The organism is Serratia sp. YC16 (assembly GCF_009707615.1).
Classification (GTDB): Bacteria; Pseudomonadota; Gammaproteobacteria; order Enterobacterales; family Enterobacteriaceae; genus Serratia; species Serratia surfactantfaciens.
Map to the genome: position 1 here is coordinate 421,422 of NZ_WLYN01000001.1, position 17,232 is coordinate 438,653.

15 protein-coding genes are annotated in these 17,232 nt (G+C 61.4%); 6 read left to right on the forward strand and 9 right to left on the reverse strand.

Translation table 11 applies throughout. The features are described from left to right. Positions 1-27: 27 nt before the first annotated feature. Positions 28-855, reverse strand: coding sequence for an AraC family transcriptional regulator (locus tag GKN89_RS01960; RefSeq protein WP_309530347.1), 828 nt, complete (start codon positions 853-855; stop codon positions 28-30). Positions 856-1,052: 197 nt separating this feature from the next. Between GKN89_RS01960 and GKN89_RS01965 the strand changes: the two genes are divergently transcribed. Continuing rightward, positions 1,053-2,486: an NAD-dependent succinate-semialdehyde dehydrogenase gene (locus GKN89_RS01965; protein ID WP_074054156.1), complete on the forward strand. Its 1,434-nt coding sequence runs from the start codon at positions 1,053-1,055 to the stop codon at positions 2,484-2,486. 414 nt (positions 2,487-2,900) lie between these two features. Here GKN89_RS01965 and GKN89_RS01970 read toward each other — a convergent pair whose 3' ends face one another. The 3 genes from GKN89_RS01970 to GKN89_RS01980 are packed head-to-tail and all read right to left on the reverse strand — an operon-like array spanning position 2,901 to position 5,767. Beyond that, positions 2,901-3,803, reverse strand: a complete 903-nt coding sequence (locus tag GKN89_RS01970; RefSeq protein ID WP_019455438.1) for an alpha/beta hydrolase — start codon at positions 3,801-3,803, stop codon at positions 2,901-2,903. Next, on the reverse strand, positions 3,793-4,686 hold the full coding sequence (locus GKN89_RS01975; protein ID WP_019455439.1) for an alpha/beta fold hydrolase: 894 nt from the start codon (positions 4,684-4,686) through the stop codon (positions 3,793-3,795). The genes GKN89_RS01970 and GKN89_RS01975 overlap by 11 nt, the downstream gene beginning before the upstream one ends. 25 nt (positions 4,687-4,711) lie before the next feature. Continuing rightward, the gene (locus tag GKN89_RS01980; protein WP_063919517.1) at positions 4,712-5,767 is read right to left on the reverse strand and encodes a sugar phosphate isomerase/epimerase; all 1,056 of its coding nucleotides are present in this window, start codon (positions 5,765-5,767) and stop codon (positions 4,712-4,714) included. Between the two features lie 140 nt (positions 5,768-5,907). Between GKN89_RS01980 and GKN89_RS01985 the strand changes: the two genes are divergently transcribed. Then, positions 5,908-6,501, forward strand: coding sequence for a TetR/AcrR family transcriptional regulator (locus tag GKN89_RS01985; protein WP_154746241.1), 594 nt, complete (start codon positions 5,908-5,910; stop codon positions 6,499-6,501). Positions 6,502-6,521: 20 nt separating this feature from the next. Here the strand turns inward: GKN89_RS01985 and GKN89_RS01990 are convergent, their stop codons facing one another. Next, positions 6,522-7,427 carry a LysR family transcriptional regulator gene (locus GKN89_RS01990; protein WP_154746242.1) on the reverse strand — a complete coding sequence of 302 codons (906 nt, stop codon included), beginning with the start codon at positions 7,425-7,427 and terminating at the stop codon, positions 6,522-6,524. A 151-nt stretch (positions 7,428-7,578) separates the two neighbouring features. Between GKN89_RS01990 and GKN89_RS01995 the strand changes: the two genes are divergently transcribed. Then, positions 7,579-8,661 carry an alpha/beta fold hydrolase gene (locus GKN89_RS01995; RefSeq protein WP_154746243.1) on the forward strand — a complete coding sequence of 361 codons (1,083 nt, stop codon included), beginning with the start codon at positions 7,579-7,581 and terminating at the stop codon, positions 8,659-8,661. Here GKN89_RS01995 and GKN89_RS02000 read toward each other — a convergent pair. The 3 genes from GKN89_RS02000 to GKN89_RS02010 form a co-directional block, all read right to left on the reverse strand. Next, positions 8,658-8,960, reverse strand: a complete 303-nt coding sequence (locus tag GKN89_RS02000; RefSeq protein ID WP_019455442.1) for a cupin domain-containing protein — start codon at positions 8,958-8,960, stop codon at positions 8,658-8,660. The two genes, GKN89_RS01995 and GKN89_RS02000, sit on opposite strands and share 4 nt — an antisense overlap. A gap of 118 nt (positions 8,961-9,078) precedes the next feature. Further along, a complete protein-coding gene (locus GKN89_RS02005) occupies positions 9,079-9,798 on the reverse strand; it encodes a glucosamine-6-phosphate deaminase (RefSeq protein ID WP_019455443.1) in 720 nt (239 codons plus the stop codon). A 187-nt stretch (positions 9,799-9,985) separates the two neighbouring features. Beyond that, positions 9,986-11,866, reverse strand: coding sequence for a potassium transporter Kup (locus GKN89_RS02010; protein WP_074054151.1), 1,881 nt, complete (start codon positions 11,864-11,866; stop codon positions 9,986-9,988). 239 nt (positions 11,867-12,105) lie between these two features. On the opposite strand from GKN89_RS02010, the gene GKN89_RS02015 reads away from it, so the two are divergent. Further along, positions 12,106-13,845 (forward strand): ABC transporter permease subunit, encoded by a 1,740-nt coding sequence (locus GKN89_RS02015; RefSeq protein WP_019455445.1) that lies wholly within the window; start codon positions 12,106-12,108, stop codon positions 13,843-13,845. A 12-nt stretch (positions 13,846-13,857) separates the two neighbouring features. After that, positions 13,858-15,177, forward strand: coding sequence for an AAA-associated domain-containing protein (locus GKN89_RS02020; RefSeq protein ID WP_154746244.1), 1,320 nt, complete (start codon positions 13,858-13,860; stop codon positions 15,175-15,177). Here the strand turns inward: GKN89_RS02020 and GKN89_RS02025 are convergent. Further along, positions 15,174-16,103 carry a LysR substrate-binding domain-containing protein gene (locus tag GKN89_RS02025; RefSeq protein ID WP_154746245.1) on the reverse strand — a complete coding sequence of 310 codons (930 nt, stop codon included), beginning with the start codon at positions 16,101-16,103 and terminating at the stop codon, positions 15,174-15,176. The genes GKN89_RS02020 and GKN89_RS02025 overlap by 4 nt on opposite strands. A gap of 169 nt (positions 16,104-16,272) precedes the next feature. Here GKN89_RS02025 and GKN89_RS02030 point away from each other — a divergent pair, with 169 nt between their 5' ends. Continuing rightward, the gene (locus tag GKN89_RS02030; RefSeq protein WP_154746246.1) at positions 16,273-17,223 is read left to right on the forward strand and encodes a branched-chain amino acid ABC transporter permease; all 951 of its coding nucleotides are present in this window, start codon (positions 16,273-16,275) and stop codon (positions 17,221-17,223) included. The last annotated feature ends 9 nt before the right edge of the window (positions 17,224-17,232 follow it).

Genomic DNA, 17,232 nt, shown 5'->3' on the forward strand with positions numbered 1-17,232 from the left:
GAGGAATGATTGTAGCAGGTTGCTGTTTTAGCCCAATTTCACCTGTTTCTGGAAGCGCACCGGCGTGACGCCGTAACGGTTAGCGAACGCGCGCGTCAGATGTGCCTGATCGGTCAACCCCGCCGCCGCCGCCACCTGAGCGGCGGGCATGCCGCGCTCCAGCATGCGTTTGGCCTGCGACAGCCGGATCGCCATCAGCATCTGCTGCGGCGAGACGTGATATTCGGCCTTGAACTTGCGCTGGAAATGGTAGGGGCTGAGCGAGACCAGATCGGCCAGTTGGTGGAGGGTTACGGCCTCGGCGTAATTATCGTGCAGGTAGCTTTTCACCACATCGAACCGGTGCGCCGCCTCGGCTTTGTGTCGTTGCCCGGTGCGGATATGCGGTTGCAGCAACTCGACCACCTCCAGCAGCAGGCCGTCGAGCGTAAGCGGATCCTCGGTTTGCCACAGCGCGGCGAGAATGACCGACAGACGCTGCGCCGCCCGCGGATCGTGGCGCACCGCATCGGTAAACCACTGGCTCCGATCGCCGGACAGCTGCTCCAGCGCCTCGGGCGCCAGATAGAGCATGCGGTAACACCAACCGCCCGGCGTTTCGGCTTCGCCGGTGTGCAGCTCGTCCGGGTTCATCAGCACCAACGCCCCAGGCGCCGCCAAATGCTGCGCGCCGCGATAGCGGAAACGCTCGGCTCCGGTATCCACGGTGCCGATGGCGAAGGCGTCATGGGTATGCGGCTCGAAGGCATAGCGCTCAATGTGCGCCTGATAGAGTTCGACGCCGGGCAGATGCGACAAATGCCGAAACTGCGCGCAATCCTTCTCGAACGGAAACTGTTGTGGAACCCCTTGCACCCGACCTCCTCGTCCGTGCTGACAATCTGCTCAGCATAGCCAAAACATCGCCGATTGAGTAGCTGCCCTGGTCCTTTCGTGCCCCTTGCCTGGACGATCGCCGCCATTCGGCGTAGGGTTAAAGGTCCCTGTCCCATTCAGGCGTGCCGCATCGCGAAGCTCATCGGCCCCTGACACTCCGCAAACAAGAGGCAACAATGTATCCGGATACTCAACTGTATATCGACGGACAATGGCGCAACGCGCTGGCCGGGAAAACCTTGCCGGTCACCAACCCCGCCACCGACGAGGTCATCGGTCAAGTGGCGCACGCCGCCACAGCGGATCTCGATCTGGCGCTGGCCGCCACCGAGCGCGGATTTAACCTCTGGCGCGACACCGCCGCGCACCAGCGCGCCAACCTGATGCGCAAAGCCGCTGCGCTGCTGCGCGAACGCGCCAACGCCATCGCCGCCATCATGACGCAGGAACAGGGCAAACCGGTGGCGCAGGCCAAAATTGAAATTCTCAACGCCGCCGATGTCATCGACTGGTTCGCCGGCGAAGCCACCCGCACCTACGGGCAGATCATTCCGTCCCGCGCCCGCGACGTGCAGCAGCAAACCCTCAAGCTGCCGGTCGGCCCGGTGGCCGCCTTCACGCCGTGGAACTTCCCGATCAACCAGATCGTGCGCAAGCTGTCCGCCGCGCTGGCGGCGGGTTGTTCCATCATCGTCAAAGGCCCGGAAGAAACCCCGGCCTCCCCGGCTGAGCTGATTAAAGCCTTCGCCGACGCCGGTATTCCTGCCGGGGTGATCGCGCTGGTGTACGGCACCCCGGCGGAAATCTCGGAATACCTGATCCCGCATCCGACCATTCGCAAGATCTCCTTCACCGGCTCCACCCGCGTGGGCAAACATCTGGCGGCGCTGGCCGGCCAGCATATGAAAAAGGCCACCATGGAACTGGGCGGTCATGCGCCGGTGCTGATCTTCGACGACGCCGATCTCGACGCGGCAGCCAAAGAGCTGGCGCAGTCGAAGTTCCGCAACGCCGGCCAGGTCTGCATCGCCCCGACCCGTTTCCTGATCCAGCAAGGCGTTTATGAGGCCTTCGTGGAGAAATTCACCGCCGCAGTGCGTGAACTCAAACTCGGCAACGGGCTGGAAGACGGCGTAACGATGGGACCGATGGTGCTGGGCCGCAGCGTCGACAATATCGAAGCGCTGGTGCAGGACGCCATCGCCCACGGAGCGAAAGCTTGCACCGGCGGCAAGCGCGTGGCGGGCAAAGGCAACTTCTTCGAGCCGACGGTGCTGCGCGACGTGCCGCTGAGCGCGCGTGCCATGTCGGAAGAGCCGTTTGGCCCGGTCGCCCTGCTGCGTCCGTTCGCCACCTATGACGAGGCGATCGCCGAAGCCAACCGCCTGCCGTACGGGCTGGCCGCCTACGCTTACAGCCGCAACATCGCCACCGTCAATGCGCTGGGGCGCGACGTGGAGAGCGGCATGCTGAGCATCAACCACATCGGTTTCGGCCTGCCGGAAACGCCGTTTGGCGGCGTGAAAGACTCCGGCCACGGCACTGAAGGCGGCAGCGAAGCGATCGAGTCCTACCTGGAAACCCGCTTCGTCACCGTCGCCGGCCGTTAATCGCGTGTCTGATGAATAAGTGCGGGTAATGCTGATTAGTTAGCGTTTTTCTGAACGTATTTGTGCAGTTTTCGGTCGATAAAGGTGAGATGCGCCATGAGGCTCATACGCCTCGACCGAGCCAGGGGCCGAAGGCGCGGCCCCTGGCAACCCGCGCCTTTGCCCTATCAGACGGTTGGCTTTGCCAACTTCCCTCTCTCCGCCATACCGCATTGAGGCCGGTTGCGACAGGCGTCCCTGCCTGTCTCACCTGAAACCGCCGTCCATGGCGGTTTCTCCTAATGCGCTATGCCTGCGTTCGGCGTCTTCAAGGGCGCCCAACACCCTGCTTATCTCACTATTTTTATTGCTTTTCATAACGCAACATCAAACGAATGGGATAAGAATGGTTCATCGCATCTTAGCGTGAACTTTTTACTCGCAAGCCAGCTCGAACAGCCGTCGTGCCGCCGGGGTCAGTCCCAGCATGTGAATGCAGGCATGCACCAGGCCCGGCAATCGTTCGCAGCGTACCGGCACGCCTGCCTCGCGCAGCCGCTGCGCATACTGCTCGGCCTCATCGCGCAGCGGATCATATTCGCAGCTCAGGATGGTGGCCGGCGGCAACCCGCACAGCGTGGCGGCATGCAGCGGTTCGCCGTAGGGTTCGCGTCGCTGGGCCAGATACTGCTGCCAACAAAATACCATCGCGTCGCGCGTCAGAAAGTGCCCCTCGGCGAACTCACGATAGCTGGTCGTCGCCATCTCGCGGCTGAGCGCCGGATACAGCAGCAGCTGACGTTCAATGTGCGGGCCGCCACGATCCCGCGCCAGCTGCGCAACCGCTGCCGCCAGATTGCCCCCGGCGCTGTCACCGCCCACCGCCAGGCGCTCAGCGTCAATCCCTAACTGCGGCGCCTGTTGCGCAGCCCAACAGAGCGCCTGATAGACATCTTCCAGCGGCTGCGGAAAAGGAAACTCCGGCGCCAGCCGATAATCGACCGACAGGATCACCCGGCCGGTGGCGTTAGCCAGCGCCTGGCAGGGCCGATCGTACAGCGCCAGCGAACCGAGGCACCAGCCGCCGCCGTGGGCGAACAGCATCGCCGGCTGCGCAGCGGCGTGCCTTTCCCCGGCAGGAAAATAAGCGCGCAGCGCAATCCGATGTCCGTCGGTGGCAACCATCGTAAAATCCCTGACCCCGCCACTCGGTTCCGCCTCGCCCTGTAGCTGACGCAAACCGGTTTCCGTGGCCGCGCGCATTTCCGCCAGCGAAGCGGGTGGCGGTGCGTCTGCCGATGCCGTCAAAAAGGCGGCGATGCGTTCATCAAGCGGCATGCTGTTCTCCCGCCAGGAACGGCGTAATCAGTGCGATAAACGCCTCATGACACTCCTCGGTGATGAAATGGCCGCAGCCGGCGACCGTTTCACCCCGCAGATCGCACGCATTGCCCTGCAACGTCGTCAACGGCGCGTCACCGGTGGCGTGCTCCGCCCCCACGGTCAGCACCGGCATCGCCAAGGGCGTGGCGGCGCGCAGTCGGTTCTGGCGAACGGTCTCCGGGATCGCGCGATAATAATCGAATCCGGCGCGCAATCCGCCCGGCGCCGAATAGGCGGCGATATACACCTCCGCCGCCACCCGATCGCGCCGGTAGGACCAGCGGTTGAAGATATAACCGAGATACTCCCGTTCACGCCCCTGGGTCAGGGTCTCCGGCAAATCCGCCAGCTGGTTGAACATGAAATGCCACAGGAAGATGTTCTCCTCCGGCGCAACGAAAATCGGCGGCGGCGGCGCCAGGCCAGGGATTACCGCCTCCGTCAGCACCAGGCGCTCCACCGCCTGCGGGAAATCGCTCGCCATGGCATAACCGACCCACATGCCGATGTCGTGGCCGACCAGTTGGTAGCGTTCATGGCCCAGTTGCGCCATCATCGCGTGCAACGCCGCGCCGACGCTGCCGGTGTCATAGCCGCCGACGGGCCTGTCCGAATCGCCGATGCCCGGCGGATCGACGGCGATCGCCTGAAAACCGGCCGCTGCCAGGGCACGCATCACATGGCGCCAGGTGTACCAGGTTTGCGGCCAGCCGGGGATCAGCAGCACCGGCCGCCCTTCACCGGCTATCACGCAGTGGATACGTTGGCCATTGACCTGGGTATAGACGTGTTCCGCCCCGAGATCCTGCAACAGGATCTCGTTTTCTTGTTGTTTCATGGGGTGACTCCCTGAAGAGTTAGGCTCAGCGAATGCCGAGCAAGGCATTGATCTGCTGTGGGTTGACCGGCGCACCGGCGAAGTCATCGAACACTTTGTCGGTGACATGGATGATGCGATCGCGAATGAAGGCCGCGCCTTCGCGCGCGCCGTCCTGCGGGTTTTTCAGGCAGCACTCCCACTCCAGTGTCGCCCACCCCTGATAGCCGTACTGCGTCAGCCGGGAAAATATGCCGTTGAAATCGACCTGGCCGTCGCCCAGCGAGCGGAAGCGGCCGGCGCGATCGGTCCAGGATTGATAGCCGCCGTAAATGCCCTGCCGACCGGTCGGATTGAACTCGGCGTCCTTGACGTGGAACATGCCGATAACGTCCTTATAAATATCGATAAACTCCAGATAGTTCAGCTGTTGCAACACCATGTGGCTCGGATCGAACAGCACCCGGCAACGTGGGTGGTGGCCGACGCGTTCCAGAAACATCTCGTAGGTCACGCCGTCATGCAGATCTTCACTCGGGTGAATTTCGTAGCACAGGTTGATGCCCTGCTCGTCGCAGGCGTTGAGCACCGGCAGCCAGCGTTTGGCCAGCTCGCCGAACGCGGTGTCGATCAGCCCGGCCGGGCGCTGCGGGAACGGGAACAGATAGGGCCAGGCCAGCGAACCGGAAAAAGTGCCCAGTTCAGTGAGCCCGAGCCGCGCCGAGGCTTTTACCGCCAACAGCATTTGCTGCCGCGCCCACTCGCTGCGCGCGTTGGCATCGCCGTGCAACGCCGGCGGCGCGAAGCTGTCGCACAGCGCATCGTAAGCCGGGTGCACCGCCATCAGTTGACCGAAAATATGGCTGGTCAGTTCGCTGACCACCAACCCATGCTCCGCCAACATGCCGGTCAGATCGTCGCAGTAGGTCTGGCTTTGCGCAGCGGTGGCCACGTCGAATAAACGCCGATCCCAGGCCGGGATCTGCAACGCGCTAAAACCGGTCTGCGCCGCCCACTCGGCAATGGCGGGCAGGCTGTTGAACGGCGCCGCGTCATCGCTGAATTGCGCGAGATGCAGGCTTGGACCTTTGAGGGTTTTCATCGTAAACTCCTATTGGTTGTCGATTGACAAACAATAGGAGCAAAGCGTGGCGACCGCAAGCGAAATTTATAAAGGCATTGGTATTCCCGCCGATTTAAGCGATCCTATGTCGCTGAATGGCAGGTAAATTGGAGCAGCGAATGGCAGGCAGACCGCGCGAGTTCGATCGCGAACAGGCACTCTTGAAGGCGCGAAACTTATTCTGGCGGCAGGGTTACGAAGGCACCTCGATGTCGGATCTGGTGGCGGAGCTGGGCATTGCTTCCGCCCGCATCTACAAAGCGTTTGGTTCCAAAGAGCAGCTGTTCCGCGAGGCGATCGCCAGTTACGAAACCGCAGAAGGCGGCTTTGCCGATCGCGCCTTCACGCAGGAAAGCGGCATTCGGCCGGCGATCAAACGCCTGCTGGAAGATGCCGTGCGGCTCTATAGCCGGCCGGATCTGCCGCAGGGCTGCATGGTGGTCTCCTCCGCCGCCAGCGTCAGCGCAGAAAACGACGGGCTAAAAGTCTGGCTGGCAGAGCACCGGCTGCAGCGCACGCAGCAAATCGTCGAACGGCTGCGCCAGGCGGTGCAAACCGGCGAACTGCCGGCCGACACCGACGCCGATAGCCTAGGGGACTATTTCGCCGTCTTCCTTCACGGCTTGTCGATTCAAGCCCGTGACGGCGTCACGCAAGCGCGGTTGTTGGCCGCGGTCACGGTGGCGCTTACGGCTTTGGATAGCCGTGTTTGATCGATCCTCAGGCGCGCCTTCTATGTAGGCACGAATGGCGGTGAAGGAACCGCGTTTGTGACAAAATCTGCGACGTGAGGATTAGTATTTTCCGGCTTATGAATCAAAGCAACCTGATACGGGATCTGTCCTTCACTGAGCCGGCAAAAAGAAACGTTTACCCAACCGCTTTTTTGCATGAATTCAGGGACCAGGCTAACTCCTAATCCCGAAGCAACCAAGCCGACGAGGGTCTCCATCTGCACGGCTCGCTGAACAATATCAGGAACAAATCCTGCCTCTTCACAGGCCTTCATAATAGAGCGATAAAGACCTGGCCCTTCCTGCTCCGGAAACAATACCCATGGCTCCCCGGCCAGAGCAGAAAGCGACAGAGTGCCGCGGGTTCCGGCAGGATGTTTACTCGGCAAAACGGCAATTAACGGGCAGCTAAAAAATTGATGGCAGGACAGTTTTTGTATGGCGTATTCAGGAACAGGTAAAACCGCAATGCCAACGTCAAGCGTGTCTTCCAATAGGTTCACGACCTGCCGCGCGGTGGTCATTTCTTTCAGTTCAAGGACAACCTCCGGACAGGAAAAGTGAAAACGGGCGATCATTTCGGGAAGCAAATGTCTGACGGCGGAGGCTACAAAACCGATGCGCAAAGCCCCCGTCATTCCCTGACCGGCGCGTCGTGTCAGCAACATCGACCTTTCCATCTGCATCAGCGTCGCAACCGCTTCTTTCTGTAACACTTTGCCTGCCGGGGTCAGCGCCGTTATACGATTGGTTCGTTCAAAAAGCCGGGTGCCCAACGCCTCTTCCATATGACGGATCGCAGCGGTAAGGGGCGGCTGAGCCATATGCAGGCGCTCTGCCGCTTTCCTGATATTCATGGTCTCCGCAACAGCAAGAAACTGGCGAAGCTGACGCAGGGTGAGCATATCGCGATACCTTAAACGTATTAAGAAAGCCTCACGATAGTATTAGACACACTAGCAAGGCCGCCTGAAGATGCTTTCTGTATATATTCGCGGAGCAGAAATAACAATGAGCATACTCAGATCGTTGTCACTGACTTACCGAAGCCTAAATATGTTGCTGACCCTCCTTGTGATGTCGGCATCACCCACACTGGCTGTATCGAAAGAAAATGAAATCTCCGCGCCGATAAAGCGAACAGACAGGTACATTGTGCTTGCGGACGGAGGGCAACTCCATGTCAGGGAAGTCCGCCTGAAATCTGAAGGCAAGATACCGCAACCGCCTGTGCTGCTGATTCATGGCGCGCGGGTTCCCGGCCTCGCCTCTTTTGATTTGCCTGTCAAAGGCGGCTCTCTGGCAGCAGATCTGGCATTAGCAGGCTTTCGTGTGTACATCCTCGATCTGCGGGGGTATGGACTATCCAGCCGCCCGGCCGCGATGAATAGCCCTCCAGACCAATCGGCGCCGTTAATCCGCACTGCGGATGCCGTGACCGATATCGCTCACGCCGTGCAGGCTATTCAGGCGTGGAGCGGCGCCCCTCGCGTTAACCTCCTGGGATGGGCGACGGGAGGACACTGGGCGGGCGCTTATGCGGCCCAATACCCACAGAATGTGGAACGACTGGTGCTCTATAACACGCTTTATGGCGGAGCCACCCACCATCCGCTGCTGGGCCAGGGATCGCCGCTGGATGATCCTCAAAATCCGGGACATTTCAACGCAGCCAAATTTGGTGGCTGGAACCTGAGCACGCGGGACAGTCTGTTTGTCGCCTGGGATAGCAGCATACCCGTGGCGGATAAAACACAGTGGCGTGATGAAACAGTGAAACGCGCTTACGGCGATGCCGCACTGGCATCGGATAACACCTCGCAGCGCAGAACGCCACACAGTTTCAGGGCGCCGACAGGCGCCATGGCAGACAGCTTTGAGCTGGCGATGGGCAAAAAACAGTGGTCGGCAACCGCCTTAACCACCGTTCCCGTGTTGGTTATTCGCTCAGAACGTGATTTTTGGAGCCGGCCTGAAGATATGGACGCCATCATGAAAGATGCCCCTTTAGCCGAAAAGCTGGTCATTCCTGAGGCGACACATTTTGTCCATCTCGATAGAGATAACGCCGGCAGACAACGTTTTCTTCAGGGCGTCGTCAGATTTCTGGCGCAACCCCAGTCCAAACACGGCGCTTAATCCTCCGGCAGGTCGACAATCACCAGCGTGCCTGCGCTGCCCGGCAACACGCGGTGCGGCACGCCGGCCGCGGCCTGATACAGCTGGCCGGCCCGCACCACCACCTCTTCCCCCGCCACCTGCAGCCGCAGGTGGCCGCTGATCACCAGCAATCCTTCGCTGTAATCATGCACTTCATCCTCAATGCTGCGCGCGTCCATACGCAGCACTTTGATATTGGCCGCACCGACGCGGCCCAACACGCTTGAGCGCCAGGCCTCGGGCAGTTCGGCGGCCTGCAGATTTAAATCGAACAGCATCGGAATCCTCCGGGTGCATGAAAAAACGCACTCTAGCCCGATCCCGCCCCGCAGGGAAAGACGCTTTGGTTGCAGGTTATGACCGTTGGTTCTGAGGCGAAACGCGCCAGACGGACGCTTACGGCAGCAGCGTCGCCGCTTCACGATCGGCGATAATCAGCAGGTCCGGATGCAACATCAAAACGCTGGCAGGCACCTCGGCCTCCACCGGCCCGCAGATAATGCGCCGCAAGATGCCCGCTTTGTGTGAACCGTTGACGAGCAGCACCAGCTTTTTCGCGGCCATCACGCTCGCCGGCCCCAGGGTCACGTAATGATCGGGCAACCATTCAGCGCGGCCGCCGACTTCTTTCAGCAAGATTTCGGCCAGGTCCGGCCTGGCGGAAACCGGCACCCGGCAGGCGCCGTCTTCAAAGGCGGTGGTGCCCGGCAAATTGCCGCAGTAGTGGCCGTCTGCGCCGACGCCCATCACGATCGCGTCCAGCCCGCCATCCTCGGCGATACGTCGATCGTGCTGGAGGTAGTTGTCCGAATTCAAGACGTGCAGTTGCCGCTCGGGGATCGCCGCCGGGCCGAAGAACAGGCGATGGAGATTCTCCATGGTGACGCCGTAGCCCGACCGACCGGCGTAAGGAATTTCATCGAAATTATAGTAATGCGCATTGGCGAACTCCGCGTGGCCCTTGACGCGCGGGGCCAACAGCTCATACATCCGTTTGGGCGTCGAACCGGCGGTGATAGCCAGATTGACGCGCTGCGGACGCATCATATAACTCAACAGCAGGCCGGCGGCAAGCTCACTCATTTCCTGATAATCATTAGCAACGACAAGTTTCATTCCCTGCTCCTTTTTCCAAAAAAAAAACCTAACCGCCCTCCCGTTCTATTCGATGCCGGGGAGCCGTTAGGTTTTGCCTGATCGGGTCAGTAACAATCCGTTTGTTGTCAGGTTATGGCGGCCAGAAATGAAATGCAATCCGCGTTGTGTGATGCACGCCGCAATTGCAGCGATGCCTTTTCGCGCCCTACACCGGCACCCGGCGGCTGATCTCCACCACCTGATCGCTGGGCAGGTAGTAATAGTCCGTGACGTGCATGCCGTTGCGCACCATCAGCGCGAACAGATTGCGCTGCCAGGACGGTAGCCGGTCATCCGCCTCGCGGCGCACCACGGTTTCATGGCCGAGATAGTAGGTCGCTTCGTCGAAGTTCAGGCCGCATTTCTGCGCCTCGACGTGCTGCAAGAGTTGCGGAATGTTCGGCCGCTCCATAAAGCCATAGCTGGCCACGCCGCACCAAAAGCCCGGTGCCAGCTCACGCATCACCAGGCGTTCGGCATTCGCTACCCGCGGCTCGTTGACGATGGCGATGGTCAGCGCCAGCACGTTGGCGTGCAGCGAACCGTTGCGCTTGACCTGCCATTTCATTACCGGCGGCGTGCCCTGCAGGCTGCGGGTCAGGAATACCGCTGTACCCGGCACGCGCGGTACGGATTCACGGCGGATTTTCGCCAGGAAATCCTCTATCGGTACCATCGTTTCGCCCAGAGTGCGCGCGGCCGCCAACACCCCGCGATGCCAGATCAGCATCACGGTATAGACCGCGGCCGCCAACAGCAGTGGGATATAACCGCCCTGCAGCACCTTGGTCAGGTTGGCCGTCAGGAAACTCAGATCGACCACGAAGAAACACCCCGCGACCAACAGGCTGGAGAGCAGCCCCCAGCGCCACACCTCGCGCATGGCGACGAACAGCAAGCCGGTGGTCATGATCATGGTCAGCGAGACGGCGATGCCGTAGGCGGCGGCCAGATTGTCCGACGATTTGAAGAACACCGTCAGGAACAGCGTCACCACCATCAGCAGCCAGTTGATGGCGCCGATGTAGATTTGCCCGTAGCTCTCCTCGGTAGTTTGCTTAACCCGCAGCCGCGGCAACCAACCCAGTTGGATCGCCTGTCGGGTCATGGAAAATGCGCCGCTGATGATCGCCTGGCTGGCGATGATCGTCGCCAGGGTGGCCAGGATCACCAGCGGGATCAGCAGCGCCGGCGGGCATAAACGGAAGAAGATGTTTTGCGTGACGTCGGCGCCGCTCAGGATCAGCGCGGCCTGCCCGGCGTAGTTGAGCAACAGACTGGGAAAAACGATGCCGAACCAGGCCAGCCAAATCGGCCGTTTGCCGAAATGCCCCATGTCGGCGTACAACGCCTCGGCACCGGTGACGCACAGAAACACGCCGCCCAGCACCAGGAAACTGGTCAGCCCGTTGGAGAACAAAAAATGAATGCCGTACAGCGGATTCAGCGCCAACAGTACCGCCGGGTGTTGAACAATGCCCCACACGCCCAGCGCCGCGATCGACAGGAACCACAGCGCCATGATCGGCCCGAACACGCGGCCGATGCGCGCGGTGCCCAGCGGCTGAATGGCGAACAGGCTGAGTAAAATCACCACCGCCGCTGGCAGAATATAGGGCTGCGACGCCGGCAGCACGATGTTCAGCCCCTCGAGGGCGGAGAGCACCGAGATGGCCGGCGTGATGGCGCCGTCGCCGTAAATCAGCGCCGCGCCGAACAGGCCGGCGAACAACACCAGCGGCCGGGACTTCTGCTTGCTGACCAGCAGCGACATCAGCGCCATGATGCCGCCCTCACCGCGGTTGCCAATGCGCATGGCGAACATGGCGTATTTGAGCGAGGTGACGATCACCAGAGTCCAGAAAATCAGCGACAGCAGGCCGAGGATCACCGGCGCCGAAGGCGCATCGCCGGAGAGAAACAGCACGGTTTTCAGGGTGTACAGCGGGCTGGTGCCGATATCGCCGAACACCACGCCCAATGCGCCCAACGCCAGCGGCGCCAGACCGCTTTTGTTCGCCCCTTCCGTATCATTGCCGACAGACATCTGCTCGCTCCTTAGCGTTGCGCCGAGAGTTAAAATTATTGTCACTTTATTACCGGCGTGCCACTCGTCCGGCAGGATAAGCATAACCTAACCGTCATCTTCACGGGTTACAGTATCGCGCGTTTGCGGCGCAGAAACCGCCGCCGGTGAGCAACGGTTGAGAAACGCCGCCGCAGGATGGTCTATAGTGCTTATGCGATTGTCACTTTCTTGTTTGCGCGCGCCGTGGGAGAAGTGAAATGAACGTCCGGCTCAACACTCATGTTTCCGCCCGGCGCCTGCTGCCCAACGGCTGGGACGTCATCGCCTTTCCGCTGATCATCGGCCTGATCGCCATGATGGCTATCGGCCTGCACCAAACCCTGCAACCGCTCGCGACGCTGAAAACGCAGGCGGTATCGCTCGATCCCGCCAACCTGCCGGAATACGCCCTGCGCACCACGCTGCGCATGCTGGTGGCGATGGTGGCTGCGTTGGCGTTCTCGCTGGTCTACGGCACCCTGGCGGCCAAGAGCCGGCGCGCCGAGAAAGTGCTGGTGCCGATCCTCGATATTCTGCAGTCGGTGCCGGTGCTCGGTTACATCTCCTTCACCGTGACCTTCTTCATCGCCCTGTTCCCTGGCCGGGTGCTGGGGGTCGAGCTGGCGGCAATGTTCGCCATCTTCACCAGCCAGGCGTGGAACATGACCTTCAGCTTCTATCAGTCGCTGCGGACCGTGCCGCGCGATTTGCAAGAAGTGGCGCGCGGTTTCCATCTCAGCCCGTGGCAACGCTTCTGGAAGCTGGACGCGCCGTTCGCCATGCCGGGCCTTATCTGGAACATGATGATGTCGATGTCCGGCGGCTGGTTCTTTATCGTGGCGTCGGAAGCGATCACCGTCGGCAACAACACCTTTACATTGCCGGGTATCGGCGCCTATCTCGCGCAGGCGATCCTCAGCAAGGATCTGCACGCCATCGGCTGGGTGTTGTTCACCATGACGGGGGTGATCCTGGCCTACGACCAGCTGCTGTTCCGGCCATTGGTGGCATGGGCGGATAAATTCCGCATGGAAACGACCCGCTCGGCGAGCGCCCCGACCTCCTGGCTGTTGAATCTGATGCGCCGCACGCGCCTGATCCATCTGCTGCTGACGCCCCTGGGCGCGTTGCTGGCTAAAACCGCGCGCCTGAAACTGAGCCTGCCCGCCCGCTCGCCGCGCCGCACCGACCCCGTCAAACGCCAACGGCGCTCGCGCGTTATCGACCGCTGCTGGAGCGCCGTCGTGATCCTGGCGACGCTTGCTGTGGCCTGGCGCGTCATTCTGTATGTGCAGACCGGCGTGACGCTCAATGACGTGGGCCAGGTGATGGTGCTGGGGTTGATCACGCTGCTGCGCGTGACCGTGCTGATCGCCCTGTCATCGCTGATCTGGGTGCCGCTCGGCGTGCTGATCGGCCTGCGCCCGGCGTTGGCCGGGAAAATCCAGCCGATAGCCCAGTTTCTGGCTGCGTTTCCGGCCAACCTGCTGTTCCCGGTATTCGTCATCACCATCGTACATTTCCAACTGAATCCCGATATCTGGCTGTCGCCGCTGATCGTGCTCGGCACCCAGTGGTACATCCTGTTCAACGTGGTGGCGGGCGCCAGCGCACTGCCCAACGACTATCGCGAAGCCGCCGCCAACTTCCATATTCGCGGTTGGCAATGGTGGCGCCAGGTGATGCTGCCAGGTATTTTCCCCTATTACGTCACCGGCGCCATCACCGCCTCAGGCGGCGCCTGGAACGCCAGCATCGTGGCCGAGCTCGTTCAATGGGGCAGCACCCAGGTGAAAGCACACGGGCTGGGCGCTTACATCGCCGAAACCACCACCGCCGGCGATTTCCCCAAGATTATTTTAGGCATCGCCGTGATGTCGTTGTTCGTCACGCTGTTCAACCGCTTGCTGTGGCGCCCGCTTTACGCCTATGCAGAATCCCGCTTCCGCATCGATTAAGGAGCCGTTCAGATGTCAGAACTTCACCCAACGCAGACGGCCCGCACGCCCGGCGAGGAAATTTTAGCGGTCAACGCGGTCAGCCATGGTTATGACAAGGCGCACGGCGAGCTGCTGATCCTCGACGGCGTCAATTTGTCGCTGCGGGCGGGCGAGATCGTCGGGCTGCTGGGCCGATCAGGTTCAGGCAAATCGACGCTGCTGCGCATCATCGCCGGCCTGGTTACCCCCACCGCCGGTGCGGTGAACTATTTGGGGCGGCCGTTGAACGGCCCCGCCCAAGGCGTCGCCATGGTATTTCAAACCTTTGCGCTGTTCCCCTGGCTTACGGTGCTGCAAAACGTCGAGGCCGGGCTGGAGGCGCTGGGCGTCGCCCTTGCCGAACGGCGCGAGCGGGCGCTGGCGGCCATCGACCTGATCGGCCTGGACGGCTTCGAAAACGCCTACCCGCGCGAACTCTCCGGCGGCATGCGGCAACGCGTGGGCTTTGCGCGCGCGTTGGTGGTGGACCCGACGCTGCTGCTGATGGATGAGCCGTTCTCGGCGCTGGACGTATTGACCGCCGAAACGCTGCGTACCGACCTGCTGGACCTGTGGACCGAGGGACGGATGCCGATCAAATCGGTGCTGATCGTCACGCACAATATCGAGGAGGCGGTTTTCATGTGCGATCGCATCCTGTTGCTCTCGTCCAACCCCGGCCGGGTGATCGCCGAAATCAAGGTGCCGTTCAGTCACCCGCGCAACCGGTTGGATCCGCAATTCCGCCGTCTGGTGGACGATGTGTACGCCAAGATGACCGCCCGCCCACATGACGGCAACGTCAAAAAAGGGTTGAAGCTCGGCACATGGCTGCCGCACGTCTCCACCAACCTGATCGCCGGCCTGATCGAAACGCTGGCCGCCGCGCCCTATTTCGGCCGCGCCGACATGCCGGAGATCGCCCTTTCGCTGCATCTGGAGGTGGATGAACTGTTCCCCATCGCCGAAGTGCTGCAGTCGCTGGGTTTCGCCGACGTGCGTGAGGGCGATATCTTCCTGACGCCGCCGGCGCGCGCTTTCGCCGATGGCGACGTCCAGGCGCGCAAAGTGCTGTTCGCGGAGCATCTGCTGCGCTATGTACCGCTGGCCGCGCTGATCAAAAACGTGTTGGACGAACGGCCGGGTCATCGCGCGCCGCGCGTGCGCTTCGAGCAGGAACTGGAGGACTCGCTGTCGGACAGCGCCGCCAAAGAGACGCTGGATACGGTCATCAACTGGGGCCGCTACGGCGAGATCTTCTCCTACAACGATCAAACGGCGTTCTTCAGCCTGGAGGACGTCGAGTTTTAAGCGAGCCGGCGCTCTTCGGCTTCGCGGCGCAGCCACTGCCGCAGGTTTTCGCCTTCCTGCGACAGTTCGCTATCCAGGCGAGCACACAGGTAATAATCACGGCCGTCGTCGATCGGCAGATCGAACATTTTGATCAACTCGCCGCTGTCAAGATACTGGGCAATTAACGGCTCGCGCATCAATGCACACCCCAATCCCGCCTGCACCGCCGCCAGCGTCAGCAATCCGTCTTCGAACATCGGCCCTATGCTGCGCAGCGGGCGTTTAACGCCGGACTGCTGAAACCATTGCATCCAGGTATTGCGTTCCTCGTCGTGCAGCAGCGGCAGCGTCGCCAGCTGATCCGGCGTATCGAGCAAACCGTGCAGTTTACTGAATGCCCGGCTGCACACCGGCACCATTTGGCCGGACATCAGCTTTTCGCTGCGATAGCCGGTCCACTGCCCAACCCCGAAGCGGATCGACAGATCGGCGGCGTCGCTCAGGTAATTGCGGTGGTTGGCGTAAACCACATTGATGTCGATATCCGGATTTTCCCGCAGAAAGCCGCGCAGCCGCGGAATGAACCAGCCCATGCCGAACAGCGGGATCAGGCTGATGGTGACCTGCCGCGATGCGGACTGCTCGCGCACGTGTTCGGTCGCCTGGCGCAGCACGTTAAACGCCGAGCGGATCGAGCGGTAATATTCCCGCCCCTCGCCGCGCAGCACCAGATGGCGCCCCTGCCGTTCGGTCAACGGCATCTGCAAGAATGCCTCCAGCGTTTTCAGCTGATGGCTGACCGCCGAGGGCGAAATCATCAGCTCCTTCGCCGCCGCGCTGATGCTGCCCAGGCGCGCGATGGCCTCGAACGCCCGCACGGCGCGCAGCGGCGGATCGTTCGGCAGCATCGGCAACGGCTCATCGTACTGTTCTGTTTTTTTCATATATCGATTGTTTTATGGAAAATTCGGAAGAAGGGTTTATTTAATATAAATAAAAATCAACGCATTAAAATCACTCGTTTTTTGTATAAGAAAGTATTTTTCCGTATTTTACAATTTTTTTAAATTCTCTACTGTGAGCCTCCTGACTCATTATCTCCGGACTCTCCCTATGGATACGCTGGTACAGCAGACCGTCAACGGTTTGATGCTCGGCAGCATCTATGCGCTGATCGCGCTCGGCTACACCATGGTGTACGGCATCCTGCGCATCATCAACTTCGCGCACGGCGACGTGCTGATGATCGGCGCGCTCAGCGCGCTGTCGGCGATCGGCGTGCTGCAGCATCATTTCCCCGCGTTACCGCCCTACGCCACGCTGCTGCTGGCGGCCCTGTTCGCCATGTCCGTCTGCGCCATTACCTCGATGGCGATCGAACGTCTGGCCTATCGCCGGTTGCGCACTGCACCGCGCCTGGCCCCGCTGATCAGCGGCATCGGCGTCTCGCTGCTGCTGCAAACCCTGGCGATGCTGATCTGGTCACGCAATCCCCTGATGTTTCCGCAGCTGTTGCCGATGACGCCCATCGCCCTGACCGCAGGCAGCGCCGAACATGCGCCGGCGGTGATCACCGGCACCGCGATCGTCACGCTGGCGGTGGCCGTGGCGGTCATGGCCGGCCTCTGGCTGCTGGTCGAACACAGCCGTTTCGGCCGCGCCATGCGCGCCACGGCGGAAAACCCGCAGGTCGCCGGCCTGATGGGCATCAGTCCTGACCGCATCATCGTTCTGACCTTTGCGCTCGGCGGCGCGCTGGCGGCGGTAGCCGGCATCATGATGGCCAGCAACTACGGCAACGCCGGTTTCTCGATGGGCTTTTTGCCCGGCATCAAAGCCTTTACCGCCGCCGTGCTCGGCGGCATCGGCAACCTGCGCGGCGCGATGCTCGGCGGTTTGCTGCTGGGGCTGTTCGAATCGCTGGGCACCGGCTATCTCGGCGAGCTGACCGGCGGCGTCTTCGGCAGCAACTACCAGGACGTGTTTGCGTTTCTGGTGCTGATCGCCGTGCTGGTCTTCCGCCCCTCCGGGCTGTTGGGCGAACGCATCGCCACGCGCGCATAAGGACATCAC